Below are 16,405 nucleotides of genomic sequence, written 5' to 3'. Positions count from 1 at the left end.
CCTTTACTCGGGCGGCCGCCTCCTCGCCTTCGTCAACTTTAGTTGACACGCATGCGTTGTCAATATAGATTGACAAGCATGACGGAAGCGACGGAACTCGCAGCTTCAGCGACAAGTGGAGATCCAGCCACCGGCCTCCGCGCGGTCCTCGCCCTTCGCCGCCTGCTCGAACGGCTCGAGGCAATCCAGGTCGAAAACGCACGGCGCCAGGGCTGGTCATGGCAGGCGATCGCCGATTCACTCGAGGTCAGCCGTCAGGCGGTCCACAAAAAGTACAACCGGAGGTTGTGATGTTCGAACGATTTACCCGTGACTCTCGCGAGATTGTCGTCGGCGCGCAGAACTGCGCTAGGGACCTCGGCTCCCCTGTCATCAGCGCAGGACATCTGGTGCTCTCGCTCTCGCGGACAGCACCTGAGCACCTCCGCGAGACCCTGCGCAAGCATGGCGTCACGCCCGAGACCGTCACACGCTCGCTGGAGTCGGCGGGAGAGCTCGGCGATATGGACTCCGAAGCCCTCTCCGCCATCGGTATCGACCTCGATGCCGTACGCCGCGACATCCACAACAAGTTCGGCCGCGACATTCTGGACACTCCAGCGCCGAGGCGCGGCTGGCTCGGAAGTCTCCTCGGTCAGCACCTCGCATTCGCCGACGGAGCGAAAAAAGCACTCGAGCTCGCCCTGCGTGAGGCCCTAGCACGGAAGGATCGCACAATCCGTCCGGAACACATCCTGCTCGGGGTTCTGCGCGCGAACGACCAATCGACGCGTGCATTGTTCCCAGTCCAGGACACTTCAGACCGGCTTCGGCTCGATATTTACAAGTTTCTCGACGACGCGGCCTGACGCCGAGCCTATTCCGGGACGGTAGTGTAAAACGCAATCGTCCGCTGCGCTGCAGCCTCTGCAGTCGCTGCATCTGCGCCCGCCTCGATGTGCGCCGCGCCCCATCGATTGCCGCAACCGGTCATGAATGCGATTCCGTCCTCGGACATCATCCACTTCTCCGCTGCCTTCGGGTCAGCAGCTTCACCGCTGCGCAAGTGCAGGGTAAGACCAAGAAGCGCCGAGTCCCACCCAACCCCAGTAGCGCCCGGACCGTATTGCGTCCAATGGTCATCGGCAAGCATGGTGTGTTCGAGTTCGAGCTGGGCGTGACCGCCCTCTGCCGGGCTGATGCGCACCGAGATCCAGCTCACTGATTCTCCGTATTCCCACGTTGCGCTGAAGCCGTGCGGAGGATCGCATGCAGAGATCGTGCCACCAGCATTACCCTCAACCTGGAAGGTGCCGCCTTGTTGCAGATCACCCGACACCGGTGAAAACCATCGTGGCAACCGTTCCGGGTTCGTGACAGCATCCCAGAGGTCCTTCACATCGGTGTCATAGACTTGACTCGCAGTGACAACCCGAGCATCACCTGCTTCTAGAGTTCGCGACTCGACCGAGCGGGTGACTGCGTTGATCTGGTGTATGACGTCAATCATCTTGCCTCTTTTCATCGCTGGTTCGGCGGGCACGCTTACCCACGAGCAACCTCAGTAGCAAGAGCATCGAAATGGGGCTGCCAGAACGCTCGGAATCGGTCGAGCCATTCGTCCACCTCCCGCAAAGGGGCCGCACTCACCGTGTACATACGGCGCGAACCATCCTTGCGCACGGAGGCGAACCCGTTGTCACGCAGAACTTTCAAATGCTGCGAAACGGCGGGCTGAGTAATTCCATATTCGCCTTGCACGATCGCGGAGATCGAACCAGACGTGACTTCCCCGTCAGCAAGCAGTTCGAGTATGCGTCTCCGAACTGGGTCACCGAGAACATCAAAAGCGTGCACGTACCAACGATACAGCGGCTACTTATATAAGTCGAGACTTAACCACCAATGCCAGCGACTGAGACTCCCCCGACGGTCAGCGCGGCCGCAACGATTGCCCACCCAACGGTGCCCGCACCGACCCAGACGAACGCTGCGCGCGGTCCCGTTCCCATGCCGACCGCTACCGCGGCTGAAACCTGAGTACCTAGGCCGAGCGGGCCCAGTATCGCAAGGGCGGGAAGACCCCAGCGCTTCATTGACGCCTCGATCCACCCTCTGCGGCGCGACTTATGCGGCTTCGGGCCGTGCGTCTCTACCTTGCGCTGCTTACGCGCCAGCCACCACTGGCGGATTCTCTCACCAAACCAGGCAGCGAGCGCGACGGTAAGCAAGTTGCCGGTAACACCCGCGGCCAGAGCGGTCGCGGGATGTAATCCGGCCAGAATTCCTGCCGGGATCACCACGATCGCCTCTAGCCAAGGCGCGGCACCACCGATGAAGACCCCGAGTATCAGTACTGCTTCGCTTCCCGTCACCAGTCCACCTCCAGCCGACGACTATACCGACTGGACGGTGCAGGAAGGTAGAAGGTCAGCCGGTCTGCAGTTCGAGGCCGCCCTTGTTCGCTCCGGCAGCAAGAAACGGCACGATCGCCTCGTGGAATGCTTCAGGTTCGTCCAGATGCGGAAAGTGTCCAGCCGAATCGAGCACAACAGCCTCCGCGTGGGGCATGACCTCGCGGTGCCGTTCGGCCTGATGGACCGGGATCATCCGGTCCTGACGGCCCCAGATCACCATTGCAGGGAGGTCCTTGTAATCGGGGAAGTACTTCAGGGCGCACACCGTTTGACCGAACGGACCCAGAACCCCGCGGGTGATACGCAAGAAGGCACTGCGCGTCGCCGGGTCAGCTACCGTCCCTAGGCTTCGCCATACCTCTGCGACGCTCGCTGGCGCACGCAGCGGCGCACCGACCAGCGACATTCCTGCGGCGACGACGCCGACCAGGCCCCGGACAACCGGGGAGGCAACAATTGGCAGAACAAGCTCGCTGCCGGGGAGGCTCGCCGCGCGTAGCAGCGCGCTTACCTCGGGACCCAGCCCGCCGCTACTCACCAGGCAGAGCCGCTCCACACGTTCCGGGAACAGGTACAGCATTTGCATGCTGACGCCACCACCGTACGAATGCCCAACGAACGCGGCTTTCTCAATGTCGAGGTGCTGCATCAAGTCTCGCAAGCTCGCCGCATGGGCACTGAGTGAATAGTCGCCCTTGAACTTGTCGGACCCGCCGCATCCGTAGAGGTCTACGGCAATCACGCGGAAGTCTCTCGCAAGTTTGTCGATCTGGCTGCCCCACGACGCGTGCGAACCAAGCAAGCCATGGACAAGAATCACGGGTGGGCCCTCGCCCACATCGACGTACCGCAACGCGTCACCGTGAAAAACCGCGGCCTGCAAGTGATGATTGGACATATACCGCTCCTCGGGAAAGCTCTGAGCTGATTCTCCAAGCCCGGACTAGAACGGTCGTTTACCGAAATTCCGGGGCTTGCACACCTTACTGCGCATGACGCCGTTCAACGTCACACCAACCTTAGTGTACACGTGTGCACTCAAGTTGTGCAGTCCCCGAGAGGCTCAGCTTAGATCGCGCGCTATATTTCGTAGTCCAGCCCGGCCCTCAGGTACTCCGCCAGGTGGACAGCACGGATGCCAGCTAGCTGGTCGAGCTGCGTCCTGCAACTGAAGCCATCGGCCACGACAACCGATTCCGGCAGCTTCTCGAGCGCGGGGAGTATGCCCGTCTCCGCGACCTTCCGTGACGTCTCGAAGTGTCCGTCTTCAAAACCAAAGTTCCCCGCAAGCCCACAGCACCCGGCATCGAGCACAGTTGTAGTGGAACCCGTCTCAGAAAGCACCGCGGCGTCGCATGCACCGCCGATCACCGCGTGCTGATGACAATGCACCTGGAGCGCAGCCTCGCCGACTACATCAGGTATCTGCCAGTTGGGCGCGTGCTTCCGCAGAAACTCCGCGAGCGTGTAGGTTCCCCTGGCGACTGTCTCCGCCTCCCGTCCGGGAAGGAGCTCGACGCCATCCGAGCGGAACAGCGCTGCGCAGCTGGGCTCGAGCACCACCATGGGGACGCCAGAGTCGACGAGCGGGGCCGCCGCTCCGAATGCCCGCTGCAGCTCTCGCCGCGCATCATCGAGCTGCCCCGTGCTGACCCAGGTGAGCCCGCAGCAGTACGGCTTGTCGAGTACATGCACCGAGAAGCCCGCATCCTCGAGCACCTCAACTGCGGCCGCACCAACGTAGGGCGAGAAGAAATTCGTGAACGTGTCGGCCCACAGCAGAACGGGCTTGCCGTGTTTCTTCCGTCCGCGCGCCGAATACCACCTCAAGAAGGTGCCTGGGGCGAACTTGGGAAGCTCGCGAGCGGGGTCGATCCCTCCCGTCCGCTTGATCACGCTGCTGAGCCCGGACCCCATAACCGCGTTGGCCAGGCGCGGAGTCTTCGACGCGAGCCGCGCCGTCAATGGGAGCCAGCCCATCGAATAATGGGACAGCGGCCGGACCTTCCCGTGATAGCGCTGGTGCAGATATTCGGACTTGTAGCTTGCCATGTCGACCCCGACCGGGCAGTCACTGCTGCAGCCTTTGCACGACAGGCACAGGTCGAGCGCCTCGCCTACCTCGTCGGATTGCCATCCATCTGTGATGGTTTCACCGAGAATCATTTCCTGAAGGACGCGCGCACGTCCGCGCGTACTGTCTTTTTCGTCAAGGGTCGCCCGATAACTCGGGCACATCACACCACCGGATAGGGTGCGGCACTTCCCCACTCCGATGCAGCGGTGGACCGCCTTACCAATGTCTCCCCTATCCTCGTGGAACGCCAAGCTCACGGGAAGGCTGCGCCACTGGTTATCAGGCGAATGACGCAGATCATCCGCGACACCGGCCGGGTCGACGATGATCCCCGGGTTCAGTTTCCCTCCCGGGTCCCATATCCGCTTGAACTCGGCAAAGGCCTGAAGCATGCCTGGGCTGTACATTCGGCTCAGAACCGCTGATCGGGCCCGTCCGTCGCCATGCTCCCCCGAGTTTGCTCCCCCGTGGCCAGCCACAAGGTCGGCGGCACGCTCCATGAACTCTTCGAACTTTCCGATTCCCTCGTGGCTGGAGAAGTCGAAATCGAGGCGCACGTGCAGGCAACCCTCACCGAAATGTCCGTAGACAACGCCGGTCAGTCCGTACTCTTTGACGAGCGCATCGAAGTCACGCAAATAACTGCCCAGCTTCGCGGGCGGAACTGCAGCGTCCTCCCAGCCGGGCCACGACATCGTTCCATCAAGTGCACGTGTGGCGAGACCGGACCCATCCTCACGGATTTTGAACACCGCACGCCGGATCGCTGGATCGTCGACGGTGGAGATGCCTTCGAGACCAGCGGAGTCGGCGATCGCCTCAGTGAGCGCCGAAGCGGCGGAATCGTCGCCTTCGACATCGATCAGCAGCCACGCTGAACCGCGCGGGAGCGTCTCGTCCGGGACTGCGTTTTTCCGGCGTGACCGCAGCACATCCAGGATCCGGTCATCCATCCCCTCACATGTCAGCGGATTGTGCTGCAGGATCGTCGGTACCGCATCGGCAGCCGCAATGGAATCGGTGAACCCCGCGATCACGAGTCGTTGCTGTTTCGGCAGTTCCACGAGCTTCACCGTCGCAGTCAGCACCACCACGCAAGTACCTTCTGATCCCACGAGCGCGCGGCCCACGTCAAAGCCGTTCTCATCCAGCAAATGGTGCAGGCCGTAACCCGAAACTTGCCGCGAGAATCTGCCGAGTTCGGTACGCAGCTCGGCACGATGGCGAGCCGCCAGACCGCGCAGGGCTTCGCGGATCGGCTCCGGCGGCGTGCTCGTTCGCATCCGGGTGCCGTCGTAACAGAGGACATCGAGGTCGACCACATTGTCTGAAGTGCGCCCCCACCGCACAGAGTGTGAGCCGCACGCGTCGTTGCCGATCATTCCGCCGATTGTGCAGCGCGCATGGGTGGAGGGATCCGGACCAAATCTCAGGCCATATTCGGCGACCGCAGCGTTCAGCACATCGGGGATGACACCTGCCTGGACCACGGCCGTGCGGGCTTCGTGATCGATGCTCAGGATTCGGTTCATGTGCCGCGACAACTCCAGGATCACGCCATTCCCCACCGCGTTACCAGCGATAGAGGTACCGCCACCGCGCGTCGTTATCGGTACGTCGTGTTTCCGGCAGACCGCAACCGCAGCTTCAGCATCCGCCTCATCAAGCGGGAACACGATTCCTGCCGGTACGCAACGGTAGTTTGAACCGTCGGAGCTATATTCGGCGCGTCTGCGGGCTGAAAAATCAACCTCACCGCGCATCGCTTCGGTCAGGTCGCGTGCGAGCGCCGAGTCGTCCGCGCTGGTGATCTTCTCTGCCGTCATCATTTCCAGTGTGGCAAGTGCGGGCCCGTCGCGCACCCTATTGGCATCGATCTCTCACACAGGTTCCAGATGGGCCCAGGGACGCTCTGTCTCAATCTGATTCGCAAGGCTCAACAACAGGCCCTCCGAGGCAAGGCCACCAACGAACTGCACGCCCAGAGGCAGCCCCGCAGCCGTCCGGTACGTTGGCACACTCATTGCGGGCCGCCCGGTGATATTCGCCAGTTGAGTGAACGGCACAGTAGCGAGATTCGCGAGGACCGTGTTCTTCCAGACACTCGTAGACGCGAACTTATCTGCAATACCCAGACGCAGCACTGGCCTCAGCAGGGCGTTGAGGACCGGTGGCGTATCTAGCTGCCCGATCCGCACCGGAGGCCGCGCGATGGTCGGCGTCAGCAAAACGTCATACTTCTCGTGGAACGCGCCGAGTTGCCGGCTGTAGCTGTTCCAGCGTTCATGCGCCGAGTAGTACTCGGTCGCGCTCACTGCACGTCCCACCGCGGCGAGAGCCTGCGTGTCGAGTTCGAAATCGTCCGCGCTCGCTCCGGTCTGTTTCTGCACCTCATCGACGGTCACTGCGACCTGCGTGCACCACATGACGATGAAATCGCTAGCAAGCTGGCGGCCATCGATCGCTGGCTCGGCCGGCTCGACCTCGTGCCCCAGATGCGCGAGGAGCGCGGCGGCATCGCTCACAGCCGCGACGGCTTCGGCATGAACGTCCGTTTCCAGCGGGGACCTCGTGGAGTAGCCGATGCGGAGGCGTCCCGGGTCTCGCTCTGCAAGCGTGGCGTAAGACAGGTCGGGGCGCGCGACGAGGTACGGCCCGCCCATGTCGGGTTTCGCTGTCAGCACGTCGAGCATGACGGCGCTGTCGCGCACAGTCCGCGAGATAACCCCCTCTGTCGCCGCGCCATGCAGATACTCCGCGTGATGCGGTCCACACGACACGACGCCGCGCCCGGGCTTGAGGCCAAACACCCCGCAGCATGCGGCCGGGATACGAATCGAGCCACCGCCATCGCTCGCACCCGCGACAGGGACGATGCCCGCAGCTACAGCGGCAGCAGCACCTCCCGACGAACCACCCGCGGTATGTGAAAGATTCCACGGGTTCCGTGTCACTCCGCCGGCCTGTGGTTCGGTGATACCTTTCAGCCCGAACTCCGGTGTGTTCGTTTTCCCGAAGATCACGAGTCCCGCATCAAGCCACCTCTGCACGACAGTGCTGTGTGCAGTGGCCCGCACGTGACGTAGCGCTTTTGAACCGCTCCCGGTCGGAAGCCCCTTGTAGTCCTGCATCAAGTCTTTGATGAGGAACGGAACACCCGCCAGCGCACCAGAAAGTTCTTCCCGCGCACGCCGGCCTGCAATGCCATACATCGGCGTGGTCACTGCGTTGAGCGGCCGGTTCACTGCCTCGCATCGCTCGATAGCGGCTTCGAGCAGTTCCTCCGCAGTCACGTCACCCGCTGCGACCAAGGACGCGAGTCCTACGGCGTCATACTTTCGGTATTGCGCGTAGTCCATGGTTCTCCCACTATTTCCTGCTGCGAACAATGAGTACCGGGCAATGCGCGTGCTCGATGAGCGCTGCGCTGGTCGAGCCGAGGAGCATCCCGGTGAAACCACCGCGCCCATGGCTGCCCGCCACGATGAGGTCCGCCTGGCGGGAGTGCGCAATCAGATGGGGCAGAGGTGAATCGCGGACTACGGCGCGGCTGACCGGAACATCGGGGTAGTCGGCGGCGTAACCGGCGAGCCGTTCGGCGAGCACTGCTTCTTCCGCCGCGGAAACCGTTTCCCACGACAAATCGACGTCTGTGAAAGCGGTAGACATCCGGAAGTCACTCCACGCGTGCAGGGCGACAAGTTCAGCGCCCCGCAGCGCGGCTGCGCGGAACGCCTCCGCGATCGCAGCCTCGCTGTTCTTCGTACCGTCAACCCCGACAACGACACGCGCACGGGATTGCACGCTGCGTGAGTGCTTCCTGATCACCGCGACAGGACAGTGAGCGTGTGCCGCCAGTGCGATCGCCGTCGAGCCGAGCAGTTGCGCAACACCAGACTCCCCCTCGCCGGACGACCCGAGAACCAGCACCGCAGCGTGTTTCGACGCTTTGATCAGTCCCGGACGCGCGGACTCGTGCATTACCGACGTCGTGATCTGCACTCCAGACCCGGCTCCGCACTCGTCCTCTGCGATGAGCCGCGCCGCGTCGACTTTCTTTGCTGCTTCGGCTTCGACGAGTGTGAAGAACGCGGGCGGCATCCACGCGGCACGCGAGGTGACCATGGCGGTGACAAGTTGAAGCGGCGCGCGCCGGAGCACAGCTTCATGCGCCGCCCACCGCACCGCACGTTCCGAACCTGCAGATCCATCAACACCGGCAACGATCGCAGCCTGCGTCATGTTCGCCTCCTTGAGTACACACCCACTGCCGAGACTCTACTGTTGCGAACCTACCGGCTAGGGCCTAAGGCCGCGCGCCCGAGGGACTTTCGGCATCTGCGCTGGCGTTAAGGTCACGCGAGTGTCCCGTCCCGGAACCGGGACGACTGAACCACGCGGATTCCATACACCCAGCCCAGCCTGTGGCCTGCCCGCGCTTCGACGACGTCACCCTCAGTCAGAGAGGACCAGGCAGCTTCGTCGATGCCCAGTGCGTTGATCCGCCGCGAGGTGCCGTCATCGATCGCAACCCAGTAACGGTAGGTCACCGAGTCACCTGAACGCTTGACCGTCCGCCGTCGCAGCCTGACGACTTGGCCGTTGATAGTGCGCTGCGACGCCGAATCGCTGGCTGCGAGCGCGAGACCACCGACCGCAAGCAGCGCACTCAGCAGGAAGCCCAGAGATACGGGATTTCCCGGCAGACCGGCAAAAGCTGAGAGCAGCGCCGTAACGATTACCACTACCGGCAGCAAGATAACGGCTGTCAGCAACGCCAAGGCCGCCGCGTCGCGCGGTGACCTTCCCCAGAAGACCCGGCCGTGCGGACCATCTCCGCGGTAGCGCACTTGCACGAGGTGCCAGAGTCCCCCAAAGTCGGACCACGCCTGTCCGCAATCAGCAGGAACAGCGATAGGGAGGCTTACTACAGCTCGGTCTGCAAGTCCCAGCGCAGACGCGTAGGCGAGTTCGCGGCCCCAAATCGTCACCGAGGCCGCCGACTTGTCCTGAAAGCTCAACGTTTTGTATTGCGCGCGCACCCCTAGCCAGTGTCCGGCCGCCCGCGCTCCCGCGGGTGTTCCACGCTCGGTGTTGAGCCGCTCGGAGAGAAACATCAGCACCGCGTAGACAATCGCGGCGCTAGCGAAGAATCCGCCAATCGGATCAGCGTCCTCACCCTCGGAGACGGGCATCAGCACCACCCATGCGATTCCGCTCGCGAACGCTGGAAGTACCGCTGCCGCGGCAAGGATCACGTGATGTATACGGTGCCAGCGCGCCTCCGATAACCCCGCGTCGCGCGATGCATCACGTACTGCGTTATCGAACTTTTTGCGCCACGAATTGAGATGCCCGGTGCCCTCCGCAAGCGCACCCGTCGCGACAACACCGTCAGCTGTCGCAAGACTCACAATCCGGTCGTATACGAGGCGCTCATACCGGTTCAGCCCATCGCGGCTGGACTGGCGCCTTAAACGTATGAGCGACAATTCAGGCCCAATGTGTTCGATGCTGAGGACGCCACGAGCAGCAAGATCGAGGACCGTCGCCGGAGCAGCAGTCTCCCCCGCGCGGAAGCGTGCGGTGAGGAACGCGACCAGGGCGGGCGGCTCTCCCGACAGGTCGTAGGTGGCCTCACCGGGCCGAACGGGCGCGGAGCGTGTTGAGACGGCGAGCGCTGTGACGAAGCCTGCCCAGAGGACGAAGGCTACGACCACAGCACCGACGACGACCGCCACGTTGATGGTGTCCATAACTATGCCTCCAGTACGAATGTCTCGCGGGGCGCGAATCCAAAAATACTCGTCATCAGCGCAAACGGAGACCGTCCTCGTTTCGCCATGTACCGCGATGCGGCCGTGTTGTAACGCAGGACAGAGGAGTCAACCCTATCCGCGAGGTCGACGACTTGCGCGCGCACACATGTGACCGTTGGGTCGGTCGCACCAGCCGGATCCTCGGAGACCAACCTGAAGATATCCGCGAGGGCTTGGGAGAGTGCATTTTCCGCTCGTGCCTGTCTCAGCAAGCCTCGCCGGCCGATCGTCGCTGTCCGCGCAGCGTGGCGGGCAGTTGCCACATTCGACGCTTCGTATCGCGCTGAGCCGAGATATCGCTCGGTGCTAGCGAGAACCCGCGGCACCAGTTCGTGCCGGGAACGCAATTCAGCGGCGAGATCCGTGAACGCGGCATCCGCATCAGAACGAAGCCGCGACAGCGTCCTGTGCGATTGCACAGCGAGCGCTGCAATGAGAGCAGCGCACACTAGAACGCTGACGAGAGCGATAACCACGTATCAAGTGTGCGGGAAATGAAGTGTCTGACACAGCCACCTTAGGGTGGGTTGATCGACACCCTGTGATGAAATGCCGAGTACGTTGTGGGCATGACTGAGGATGGCGACCGGGAAGTTGTGCTGCTCCATGGGCTCGGTGGTTCACCGCAAATCTGGGAAAAGGTCGAGGACGGCCTCGATCGTGTGTCTGTCCCAGCATGCGCCGTGGCGCTCATCGGTGGCGTGCCGATATCCGCAGAAGCATCACATGTCGCTCATGTGCTGCGGGACGCTGCGATCAAACCAGCGATCATCGTCGGTCACTCCATGGGCGGCCTCGTCGCAACCGCACTGGCCGAGCAGGCCCCCGAGCTTGTGGAACGCCTCGTCCTCATCAGCACGTCGCCCACTCTCGCTAGCCGGTCCGGCGCCAGATCTCTGAGCGAAAGGATCATCAGGCTGCCGGTCATCGGCCCGCTCGTCTGGCGCCTGGCACCAGAATCCCAGATCCGGGCGGGCCTACAGTCGATCGTCGCGCCGGGAGGCACAGTGCCTGATTTTGTCGTTGATGATCTGCAGCGAGCAGGACCCCGCGGCACCACCGGCTCGTCGAAGGCGATCGACACCTATCTGGGTGAGGAGCCGCTCGCGTCGCGGCTCCGCGCACTCGGAATCGGCACTGATGTCGTGTTTGGCCTGGAAGACCGCCGTGTCGACCCACGTTCACTCGAGGTGTACCGGGGAATGTCCAACGTCACGATAACCACGATCGGCCACGCGGGGCATCTCCCCCCGTGGGAAACACCCGACGCGGTCGTGGACGTCATCACCGAACGCTGGTGACTATCCGCTATTTCGCAGCGCTGTCGCCAGCCCATTCATGGTCATGTGAATAGCGCGCCGCACGTACGGGCTGTCATCGCCGGACCGGTAACGCTTCAGCAGTTCAACCTGCAAATGGTTGAGCGGTTCCAGGTACGGGAACCTGTTGTGGATTGAGCGGTGCAGCGCAGGGTTGTCGCCCGTTAGATCGTCATAGCCGGTGATTGCTTTATACATTTCCACTGTCTGGGCATGTTCGTCCCGGATTTTGCCGAACACCAGATCCCGGACTGAGCTGTCCGGAACCAGTTCAGCATAGCGCGCCGCGAGGCCAACATCGGACTTCGCCAGCACCATCGCCATGTTGGACATGACCGAATGAAAAAACGGCCAGCGCTTATACAGATCCGTTAGTTGTTTCAGCCGGGACTGGTCGTCACCCACCCACGCTGTGAATGCACTGCCGGCGCCGTACCAACCCGGAAGCATGATGCGTGATTGCGTCCACGACAAAACCCACGGTATCGCGCGTAAATCCTGGTGAGACTTAGTCGGCTTCCGGCTCGCTGGGCGGCTCCCGATGTTGAGCGAACCGATCTCCGCGAGTGGCGTCGACGTTCTGAAGTACTCGATGAAGCCTGGGGTGCGTTGCGTCAAGTCGGTGTAAGCATCGCGTGCGAGTTCAGCGAGCTCATCAAGGATCGTGTACGCCGCTTCGGCATCGTCGCCCAGCCCCTCGACATCTAACAACGTCGACTCCAGAGTGGCGGAGACAAGGCTTTCGAGGTTCCGGCGGGCCATCAGCGGTTCCGCGTACTTAGCGGCAATCACCTCCCCTTGCTCGGTGATGCGCAGTGAACCGGTGACCGCTCCTGGCGGCTGCGCAAGGATCGCCTCGTAACTAGGCCCGCCTCCGCGGCCAACCGTGCCCCCGCGGCCATGGAACAAACGCAACCGGATTCCCACATCGCGAGCGGCTTCCACCAGATCGAGTTCCGCCCGGTAGAGCGCCCAGTTGGCAGTTAAGTAGCCGCCATCCTTGTTCGAGTCTGAATACCCGAGCATCACTTCCTGCAGGTTCCCCTGACTGCGGACCAGATCCCGGTAGAGCGGTACGTCGAGCGTCGACCGAATGATGCTCGCTCCGGCACGCAAGTCGTCGATGGTCTCGAAGAGCGGTATGAGGCGAACGCTGCAGGATGGGCCGTCCTCACTGTTGCCGGGATCGAAAATGCCCGCTTCCTTCAGCAAAATCGCCGCCTCGAGCATATCGCTGACCGAGGAACACATGCTGATGATGTAATGCGGCACTGCATCCGGTCCAAGGTCACGGATAGCAGCTGCGGCCGCGCTGGCAATCGCGAGCTCGCCGCGAGCGAGATCGCTCAGCTTTGCGTCCGGCCTGATCAGCGGACGGCGCGTGCGCAACTCGGCGACCAGAACATTGACCCGCTCGGTCTCGCTGAGCGAGCCGTAATCCTGGTGAACGCCAGCCCAGGCAAGAAGTTCAGCGACGACTTGTTCGTGTGTTTCGGAGTTCTGGCGCATGTCCAGCCCACACAAGTGAAACCCGAATGTCAGAACCGCCTCATGAAGGGCTGCTAGGCGTTGATCAGCAAGGATCCCGTCGCTGTGATTGCGCAGTGACGTATCGATCGTCTCGAGGTCTGCGAGGAGTTCATCAGGGCGGCCGTACGAAGTGAGCGACGACTCAAGCCAGTGATGCGGCAGATCATCGAGAACACGGCCTGCCGTCGCGCTAAGCCGGCCACGAATGCCGCGCAGAGCGCGACGGTACGGTTCATCGGCACGTGACGGGGCGTCATCTCCGGAGGCTTCCGCAAGTTCCGCAAGCTCTGGCGTGACGGTGACTAGCCGGTCTGACATGGACAGTTCCTGCTCGAGCGCTTCGAGCTCATTGAGGTAATGCTCCAGAGCGAGCATGGAGGCGCGGCGAGTTGCCGTACGAACGACATCCGCTGTCACATATGGGTTGCCGTCGCGGTCACCGCCGATCCACGAACCTGGGCGGACCAGCGGCTGAGTCAGGACGTCCGTCGCGGGCCAGCGCCGTTGCAACTCGGTGCGCATCTCTGCGTTGAGCGCCGGGATCACCTCGAACAGCGACATGGTGTAGTAGCGGAGGCCTTCGTCGATCTCAGTCTCGAGTTGCGGTCGGCTGAGCCTAATCACGGCCGTCTGCCACAGTGTGAGGATCTGGCGGCGCAAATTGAGGTCGATCCGCTCGACATCTTCGGGCTCCACGTCGGGGCGTGCCCGTTCGCGCATCAGGGCTGTGATCCTTTTGATGACCTCGAAAACAGTGCGGCGGCGAGTTTCCGTCGGGTGCGCGGTGATCACAGGCGAGACCTGCGCGTCTTTCAGCAGTTCCGCGACGCGTCCCGCCGGCAGATCGGCGCTATCGAGTTTGCGGTATGTGGCGGCAAGACTGCTGTTCTGGGGTGCTTCACCCGACTTGCGATGCGCCGCACGGCGCCGCTCGCGGTGCAAGTCCTCCGCCAGGTTCGCCAGGAGCGAGAAATGACTGAATGCTCTGATCACCGGGATCGCGTCCGCCGTCTCGATGCCGTCGAACAGCGCGGCAAGCTCGCTGCGGTGAATTTCGGACCTGCGTAGCCGGAATGACTCCGTACGTGCGGTTTCGACCAACTGGAAAATTCGCTCACCCGCCTGTTCCCGCACGATCTCACCGAGAATTCCGCCAAGGAGGCGGATGTCCTCGCGAAGCGGTTCCGTCAGTTCCAGAGGTGCGGTGGTCGAATCTGCCATTCCTCTAGTGTCAGCGATCCGTGTGGTGATCCGCGACACGAGATCCACACAGTGAGAACCCGCCCGCTCCCCCGGAGGGCCGAAAGTCCCATAAGGCCACCCCTAACGGCCCTACACGCGACCGCGGAGACGCGGTGTGATGGCAGTACCCATAGCGGCCTGTCGATCCCCAGCGAGAAGGAAATCCCGTTGTCTATGTGCAGCATCCTTGGCCAGGTGTCCCCCACCGCCCAGGAAGTCCCGCCCACACCCGCATGCACTGCGTGCTGGGACACCACGGCGCGGCTTCACACTCAGTTCGGGCACGCATTTACCCCGCGAGTGATCGGCGCCGTTCTCGGCGGCTGTCTCGCGGACCTCTCTGGCGGGTCGCTGTACGGCCTGCCCGAGATGAGCGAGCGTCTCGCCCAGTACCGGCTGACCGACGCAGTGAACAACGGGGCCGATGGCACCGACACCGACTGGGTTCGCGCCGGATCACGCCGCTGCCCATACTCCGCAGAGGTTCGATGATGCGGACCCTCATAGTCTACGAATCGATGTTCGGCAACACCCGCGCCATCGCCGAAGCAATCGGCGAGGGATTCGCTGAGTATGCAGACGTCACGGTTCTCAACCTTGACGACATCACAGAAGGTGCCCTCGCTGACGTGGACCTTGTGGTCGCGGGCGGGCCGACCCATGCCTTCGGCATGTCACGCCCCCAGACGCGGCTCGACGCCGCGAACCGTCAGTCCTGTCTCGTCACCCAGCGCGTATCACTGCGAGACTGGCTGCCCACGCTTGCGGACCGTGACGCAGTCGTAGATGTTGCTGTGTTTTGTACGAAGGCGGCTTCCCCGCGCTGGCTGCCTGGTTCCGCGGCACATAGCGCCGCCCGTGCGTTGAAGCACAGGCACATTGGTCTCGCCGCGAAACCAGCGGTGTTCCACGTCGAAGGGATGCAGGGCCCGCTGGTTCCGGGGGAACTGGATCGTGCTCGCGACTGGGGTGCCGAACTGGCACACGCGACGAAGGATCTCAAACGGCGTCGTCGGTGAGCCCGGCAGCACGACCGAGACCGGCCACCACTATCGCCAGTCTCTCGTTGTGCTCGTTGGCTGCGGCCAGGAGGCCCGCACTGTCACGCGCTGTGAACGCCGCGAGCATGCGCCCATGATCTTTATTCAGCGCGGCGCGGTCCGCATTGCTGATATGCGCCATGGGCTGAACGGGTTCCGTGAGATTCCACGCGGATTGCAGCATGTGCATCAGCCGCTTCATCCCGCAGGGAACGGTCAGCGCCTCATGAAACTCACGGCTGTGACGGTTGTACTCGCGGCCGTCTCTGGCAGCTGACGCCGAGGCGCATTGACGGTGGACGGAGCGGGCTCGCTCAAAGTCGCTCTCCGATGCCGCCGCCACAGCCGCGGTCAGTGCAGCGCTCTCAAGCCCTTCTCTGATCAGGTAGATTTCGCGTAGTTCAGCGCGAGTCAGCTGCGTGACGCGGTATCCGACGTTCCGGCGATGCGCGATAATGCCTTCGCCCATCAGCGTTTTGAGTGCTTCGCGCACTGGGATCTGACTTACACCGAACGCGTCTGCAACTTCCCGCAGCGGAATCACGGTGCCAGCGGGAACGTCACCAGACAAGATCACGGATCGCAGTTCGTCGATGATCGGGACACGATCACCCGCGTCATGATGCCCCAGCAAGCGTGGAATCAGCGGGGAGGGCAACCGGCGCGGCATGGCTGCAAACACTAGCGGCGGAAGTTGCCGTCCATTATGCGGTGTGGTTAAAAGCGTGTTTCTCAGTCATTGGAAGCCGTTGCACTCACCACGCGGACCGAGTCACCGCCAATCGTGACGACGTCGCCATCACGCAACTGCCGGCCCCGCCTGACCTCAATTTCGCGGTTGACGCCGACATGACCATCGGCAATAGTTGCTTTCGCATCCGCTCCGGAATCTATGAATCCTGCGAGCTTCAGGAACTGACCGAGCCGGATGCTCTCATCGCGAATCTCAACCTCACGCACGCGATAAGTGTCTCACGAGCAA

General features: G+C 62.7%; 17 protein-coding genes. 5 read left to right on the top strand and 12 right to left on the bottom strand.

Translation table 11 applies throughout. From position 1 onward, the window contains the following. The first annotated feature begins 78 nt into the window (after nucleotides 1-78). Together FHU29_RS06000 and FHU29_RS05995 are read left to right on the top strand one after the other, a co-directional pair. Nucleotides 79-291 carry a hypothetical protein gene (locus FHU29_RS06000; RefSeq protein WP_064440828.1) on the top strand — a complete coding sequence of 71 codons (213 nt, stop codon included), beginning with the start codon at nucleotides 79-81 and terminating at the stop codon, nucleotides 289-291. Then, nucleotides 291-848, top strand: coding sequence for a Clp protease N-terminal domain-containing protein (locus FHU29_RS05995; RefSeq protein ID WP_064440829.1), 558 nt, complete (start codon nucleotides 291-293; stop codon nucleotides 846-848). The genes FHU29_RS06000 and FHU29_RS05995 overlap by 1 nt, the downstream gene beginning before the upstream one ends. A gap of 8 nt (nucleotides 849-856) precedes the next feature. Here the strand turns inward: FHU29_RS05995 and FHU29_RS05990 are convergent, their stop codons facing one another. The 9 genes from FHU29_RS05990 to FHU29_RS05950 all read right to left on the bottom strand — a co-directional run bounded on the left by FHU29_RS05990 (nucleotide 857) and on the right by FHU29_RS05950 (nucleotide 10,768). Then, entirely contained in the window at nucleotides 857-1,489 is a 633-nt protein-coding gene (locus tag FHU29_RS05990; protein ID WP_064440968.1) for an SRPBCC family protein, read from the bottom strand. A gap of 35 nt (nucleotides 1,490-1,524) precedes the next feature. Beyond that, nucleotides 1,525-1,836 (bottom strand): ArsR/SmtB family transcription factor, encoded by a 312-nt coding sequence (locus tag FHU29_RS05985; protein WP_064440830.1) that lies wholly within the window; start codon nucleotides 1,834-1,836, stop codon nucleotides 1,525-1,527. Nucleotides 1,837-1,874: 38 nt separating this feature from the next. Continuing rightward, nucleotides 1,875-2,354: a small multi-drug export protein gene (locus FHU29_RS05980; protein WP_232322985.1), complete on the bottom strand. Its 480-nt coding sequence runs from the start codon at nucleotides 2,352-2,354 to the stop codon at nucleotides 1,875-1,877. Between the two features lie 55 nt (nucleotides 2,355-2,409). Next, nucleotides 2,410-3,294 (bottom strand): alpha/beta fold hydrolase, encoded by an 885-nt coding sequence (locus tag FHU29_RS05975; protein ID WP_064440832.1) that lies wholly within the window; start codon nucleotides 3,292-3,294, stop codon nucleotides 2,410-2,412. A gap of 182 nt (nucleotides 3,295-3,476) precedes the next feature. Next, complete coding sequence (locus tag FHU29_RS05970) at nucleotides 3,477-6,299, bottom strand: FAD-binding and (Fe-S)-binding domain-containing protein (RefSeq protein ID WP_232322986.1); 2,823 nt, start codon at nucleotides 6,297-6,299, stop codon at nucleotides 3,477-3,479. Nucleotides 6,300-6,353: 54 nt separating this feature from the next. Further along, nucleotides 6,354-7,832 carry an amidase gene (locus tag FHU29_RS05965; RefSeq protein WP_064440833.1) on the bottom strand — a complete coding sequence of 493 codons (1,479 nt, stop codon included), beginning with the start codon at nucleotides 7,830-7,832 and terminating at the stop codon, nucleotides 6,354-6,356. Between the two features lie 10 nt (nucleotides 7,833-7,842). Then, a complete protein-coding gene (locus FHU29_RS05960; protein WP_064440834.1) occupies nucleotides 7,843-8,715 on the bottom strand; it encodes a universal stress protein in 873 nt (290 codons plus the stop codon). A 113-nt stretch (nucleotides 8,716-8,828) separates the two neighbouring features. Then, complete coding sequence (locus FHU29_RS05955) at nucleotides 8,829-10,229, bottom strand: DUF2207 family protein (protein ID WP_064440835.1); 1,401 nt, start codon at nucleotides 10,227-10,229, stop codon at nucleotides 8,829-8,831. A 2-nt stretch (nucleotides 10,230-10,231) separates the two neighbouring features. Further along, nucleotides 10,232-10,768 (bottom strand): LemA family protein, encoded by a 537-nt coding sequence (locus FHU29_RS05950; RefSeq protein ID WP_064440836.1) that lies wholly within the window; start codon nucleotides 10,766-10,768, stop codon nucleotides 10,232-10,234. 93 nt (nucleotides 10,769-10,861) lie between these two features. Between FHU29_RS05950 and FHU29_RS05945 the strand changes: the two genes are divergently transcribed. After that, entirely contained in the window at nucleotides 10,862-11,593 is a 732-nt protein-coding gene (locus tag FHU29_RS05945) for an alpha/beta fold hydrolase (protein ID WP_064440837.1), read from the top strand. Here the strand turns inward: FHU29_RS05945 and ppc are convergent, their stop codons facing one another. Next, complete coding sequence (ppc, locus tag FHU29_RS05940; RefSeq protein WP_064440970.1) at nucleotides 11,594-14,362, bottom strand: phosphoenolpyruvate carboxylase; 2,769 nt, start codon at nucleotides 14,360-14,362, stop codon at nucleotides 11,594-11,596. A 216-nt stretch (nucleotides 14,363-14,578) separates the two neighbouring features. Between ppc and FHU29_RS05935 the strand changes: the two genes are divergently transcribed. Both FHU29_RS05935 and FHU29_RS05930 read left to right on the top strand, forming a co-directional pair. Then, a complete protein-coding gene (locus tag FHU29_RS05935; protein WP_183377480.1) occupies nucleotides 14,579-14,875 on the top strand; it encodes a hypothetical protein in 297 nt (98 codons plus the stop codon). Continuing rightward, nucleotides 14,875-15,402: a flavodoxin family protein gene (locus tag FHU29_RS05930; RefSeq protein ID WP_064440839.1), complete on the top strand. Its 528-nt coding sequence runs from the start codon at nucleotides 14,875-14,877 to the stop codon at nucleotides 15,400-15,402. Before FHU29_RS05935 ends, FHU29_RS05930 begins: the two co-directional genes overlap by 1 nt. On the opposite strand, the gene FHU29_RS05925 is transcribed toward FHU29_RS05930, so the two are convergent. Next, nucleotides 15,383-16,093 (bottom strand): GntR family transcriptional regulator, encoded by a 711-nt coding sequence (locus FHU29_RS05925; protein ID WP_064440840.1) that lies wholly within the window; start codon nucleotides 16,091-16,093, stop codon nucleotides 15,383-15,385. The two genes, FHU29_RS05930 and FHU29_RS05925, sit on opposite strands and share 20 nt — an antisense overlap. 62 nt (nucleotides 16,094-16,155) lie before the next feature. After that, nucleotides 16,156-16,383, bottom strand: a complete 228-nt coding sequence (locus tag FHU29_RS05920; RefSeq protein WP_064440841.1) for an RNA-binding S4 domain-containing protein — start codon at nucleotides 16,381-16,383, stop codon at nucleotides 16,156-16,158. Between the last annotated feature and the right edge of the window lie 22 nt (nucleotides 16,384-16,405).

The sequence above is a fragment of the Hoyosella altamirensis genome (genome assembly GCF_014191505.1).
In the GTDB taxonomy this organism is placed as follows: domain Bacteria; phylum Actinomycetota; class Actinomycetes; order Mycobacteriales; family Mycobacteriaceae; genus Hoyosella; species Hoyosella altamirensis.
Note: the sequence above shows the minus strand (reverse complement) of the source record. Positions and strands in the feature narration are given on the sequence as shown.

Coding starts and splice junctions, on each gene's coding strand:
- FHU29_RS06000 (WP_064440828.1), top strand. CDS start 79: ATGACGGAAGCGACGGAACTCGCAGCTTCAGCGACAAGTGGAGATCCA.
- FHU29_RS05995 (WP_064440829.1), top strand. CDS start 291: ATGTTCGAACGATTTACCCGTGACTCTCGCGAGATTGTCGTCGGCGCG.
- FHU29_RS05990 (WP_064440968.1), bottom strand. CDS start 1,489: ATGATTGACGTCATACACCAGATCAACGCAGTCACCCGCTCGGTCGAG.
- FHU29_RS05975 (WP_064440832.1), bottom strand. CDS start 3,294: ATGTCCAATCATCACTTGCAGGCCGCGGTTTTTCACGGTGACGCGTTG.
- FHU29_RS05970 (WP_232322986.1), bottom strand. CDS start 6,299: ATGACGGCAGAGAAGATCACCAGCGCGGACGACTCGGCGCTCGCACGC.
- FHU29_RS05965 (WP_064440833.1), bottom strand. CDS start 7,832: ATGGACTACGCGCAATACCGAAAGTATGACGCCGTAGGACTCGCGTCC.
- FHU29_RS05960 (WP_064440834.1), bottom strand. CDS start 8,715: ATGACGCAGGCTGCGATCGTTGCCGGTGTTGATGGATCTGCAGGTTCG.
- FHU29_RS05955 (WP_064440835.1), bottom strand. CDS start 10,229: ATGGACACCATCAACGTGGCGGTCGTCGTCGGTGCTGTGGTCGTAGCC.
- FHU29_RS05945 (WP_064440837.1), top strand. CDS start 10,862: ATGACTGAGGATGGCGACCGGGAAGTTGTGCTGCTCCATGGGCTCGGT.
- ppc (WP_064440970.1), bottom strand. CDS start 14,362: ATGGCAGATTCGACCACCGCACCTCTGGAACTGACGGAACCGCTTCGC.
- FHU29_RS05930 (WP_064440839.1), top strand. CDS start 14,875: ATGCGGACCCTCATAGTCTACGAATCGATGTTCGGCAACACCCGCGCC.
- FHU29_RS05925 (WP_064440840.1), bottom strand. CDS start 16,093: ATGCCGCGCCGGTTGCCCTCCCCGCTGATTCCACGCTTGCTGGGGCAT.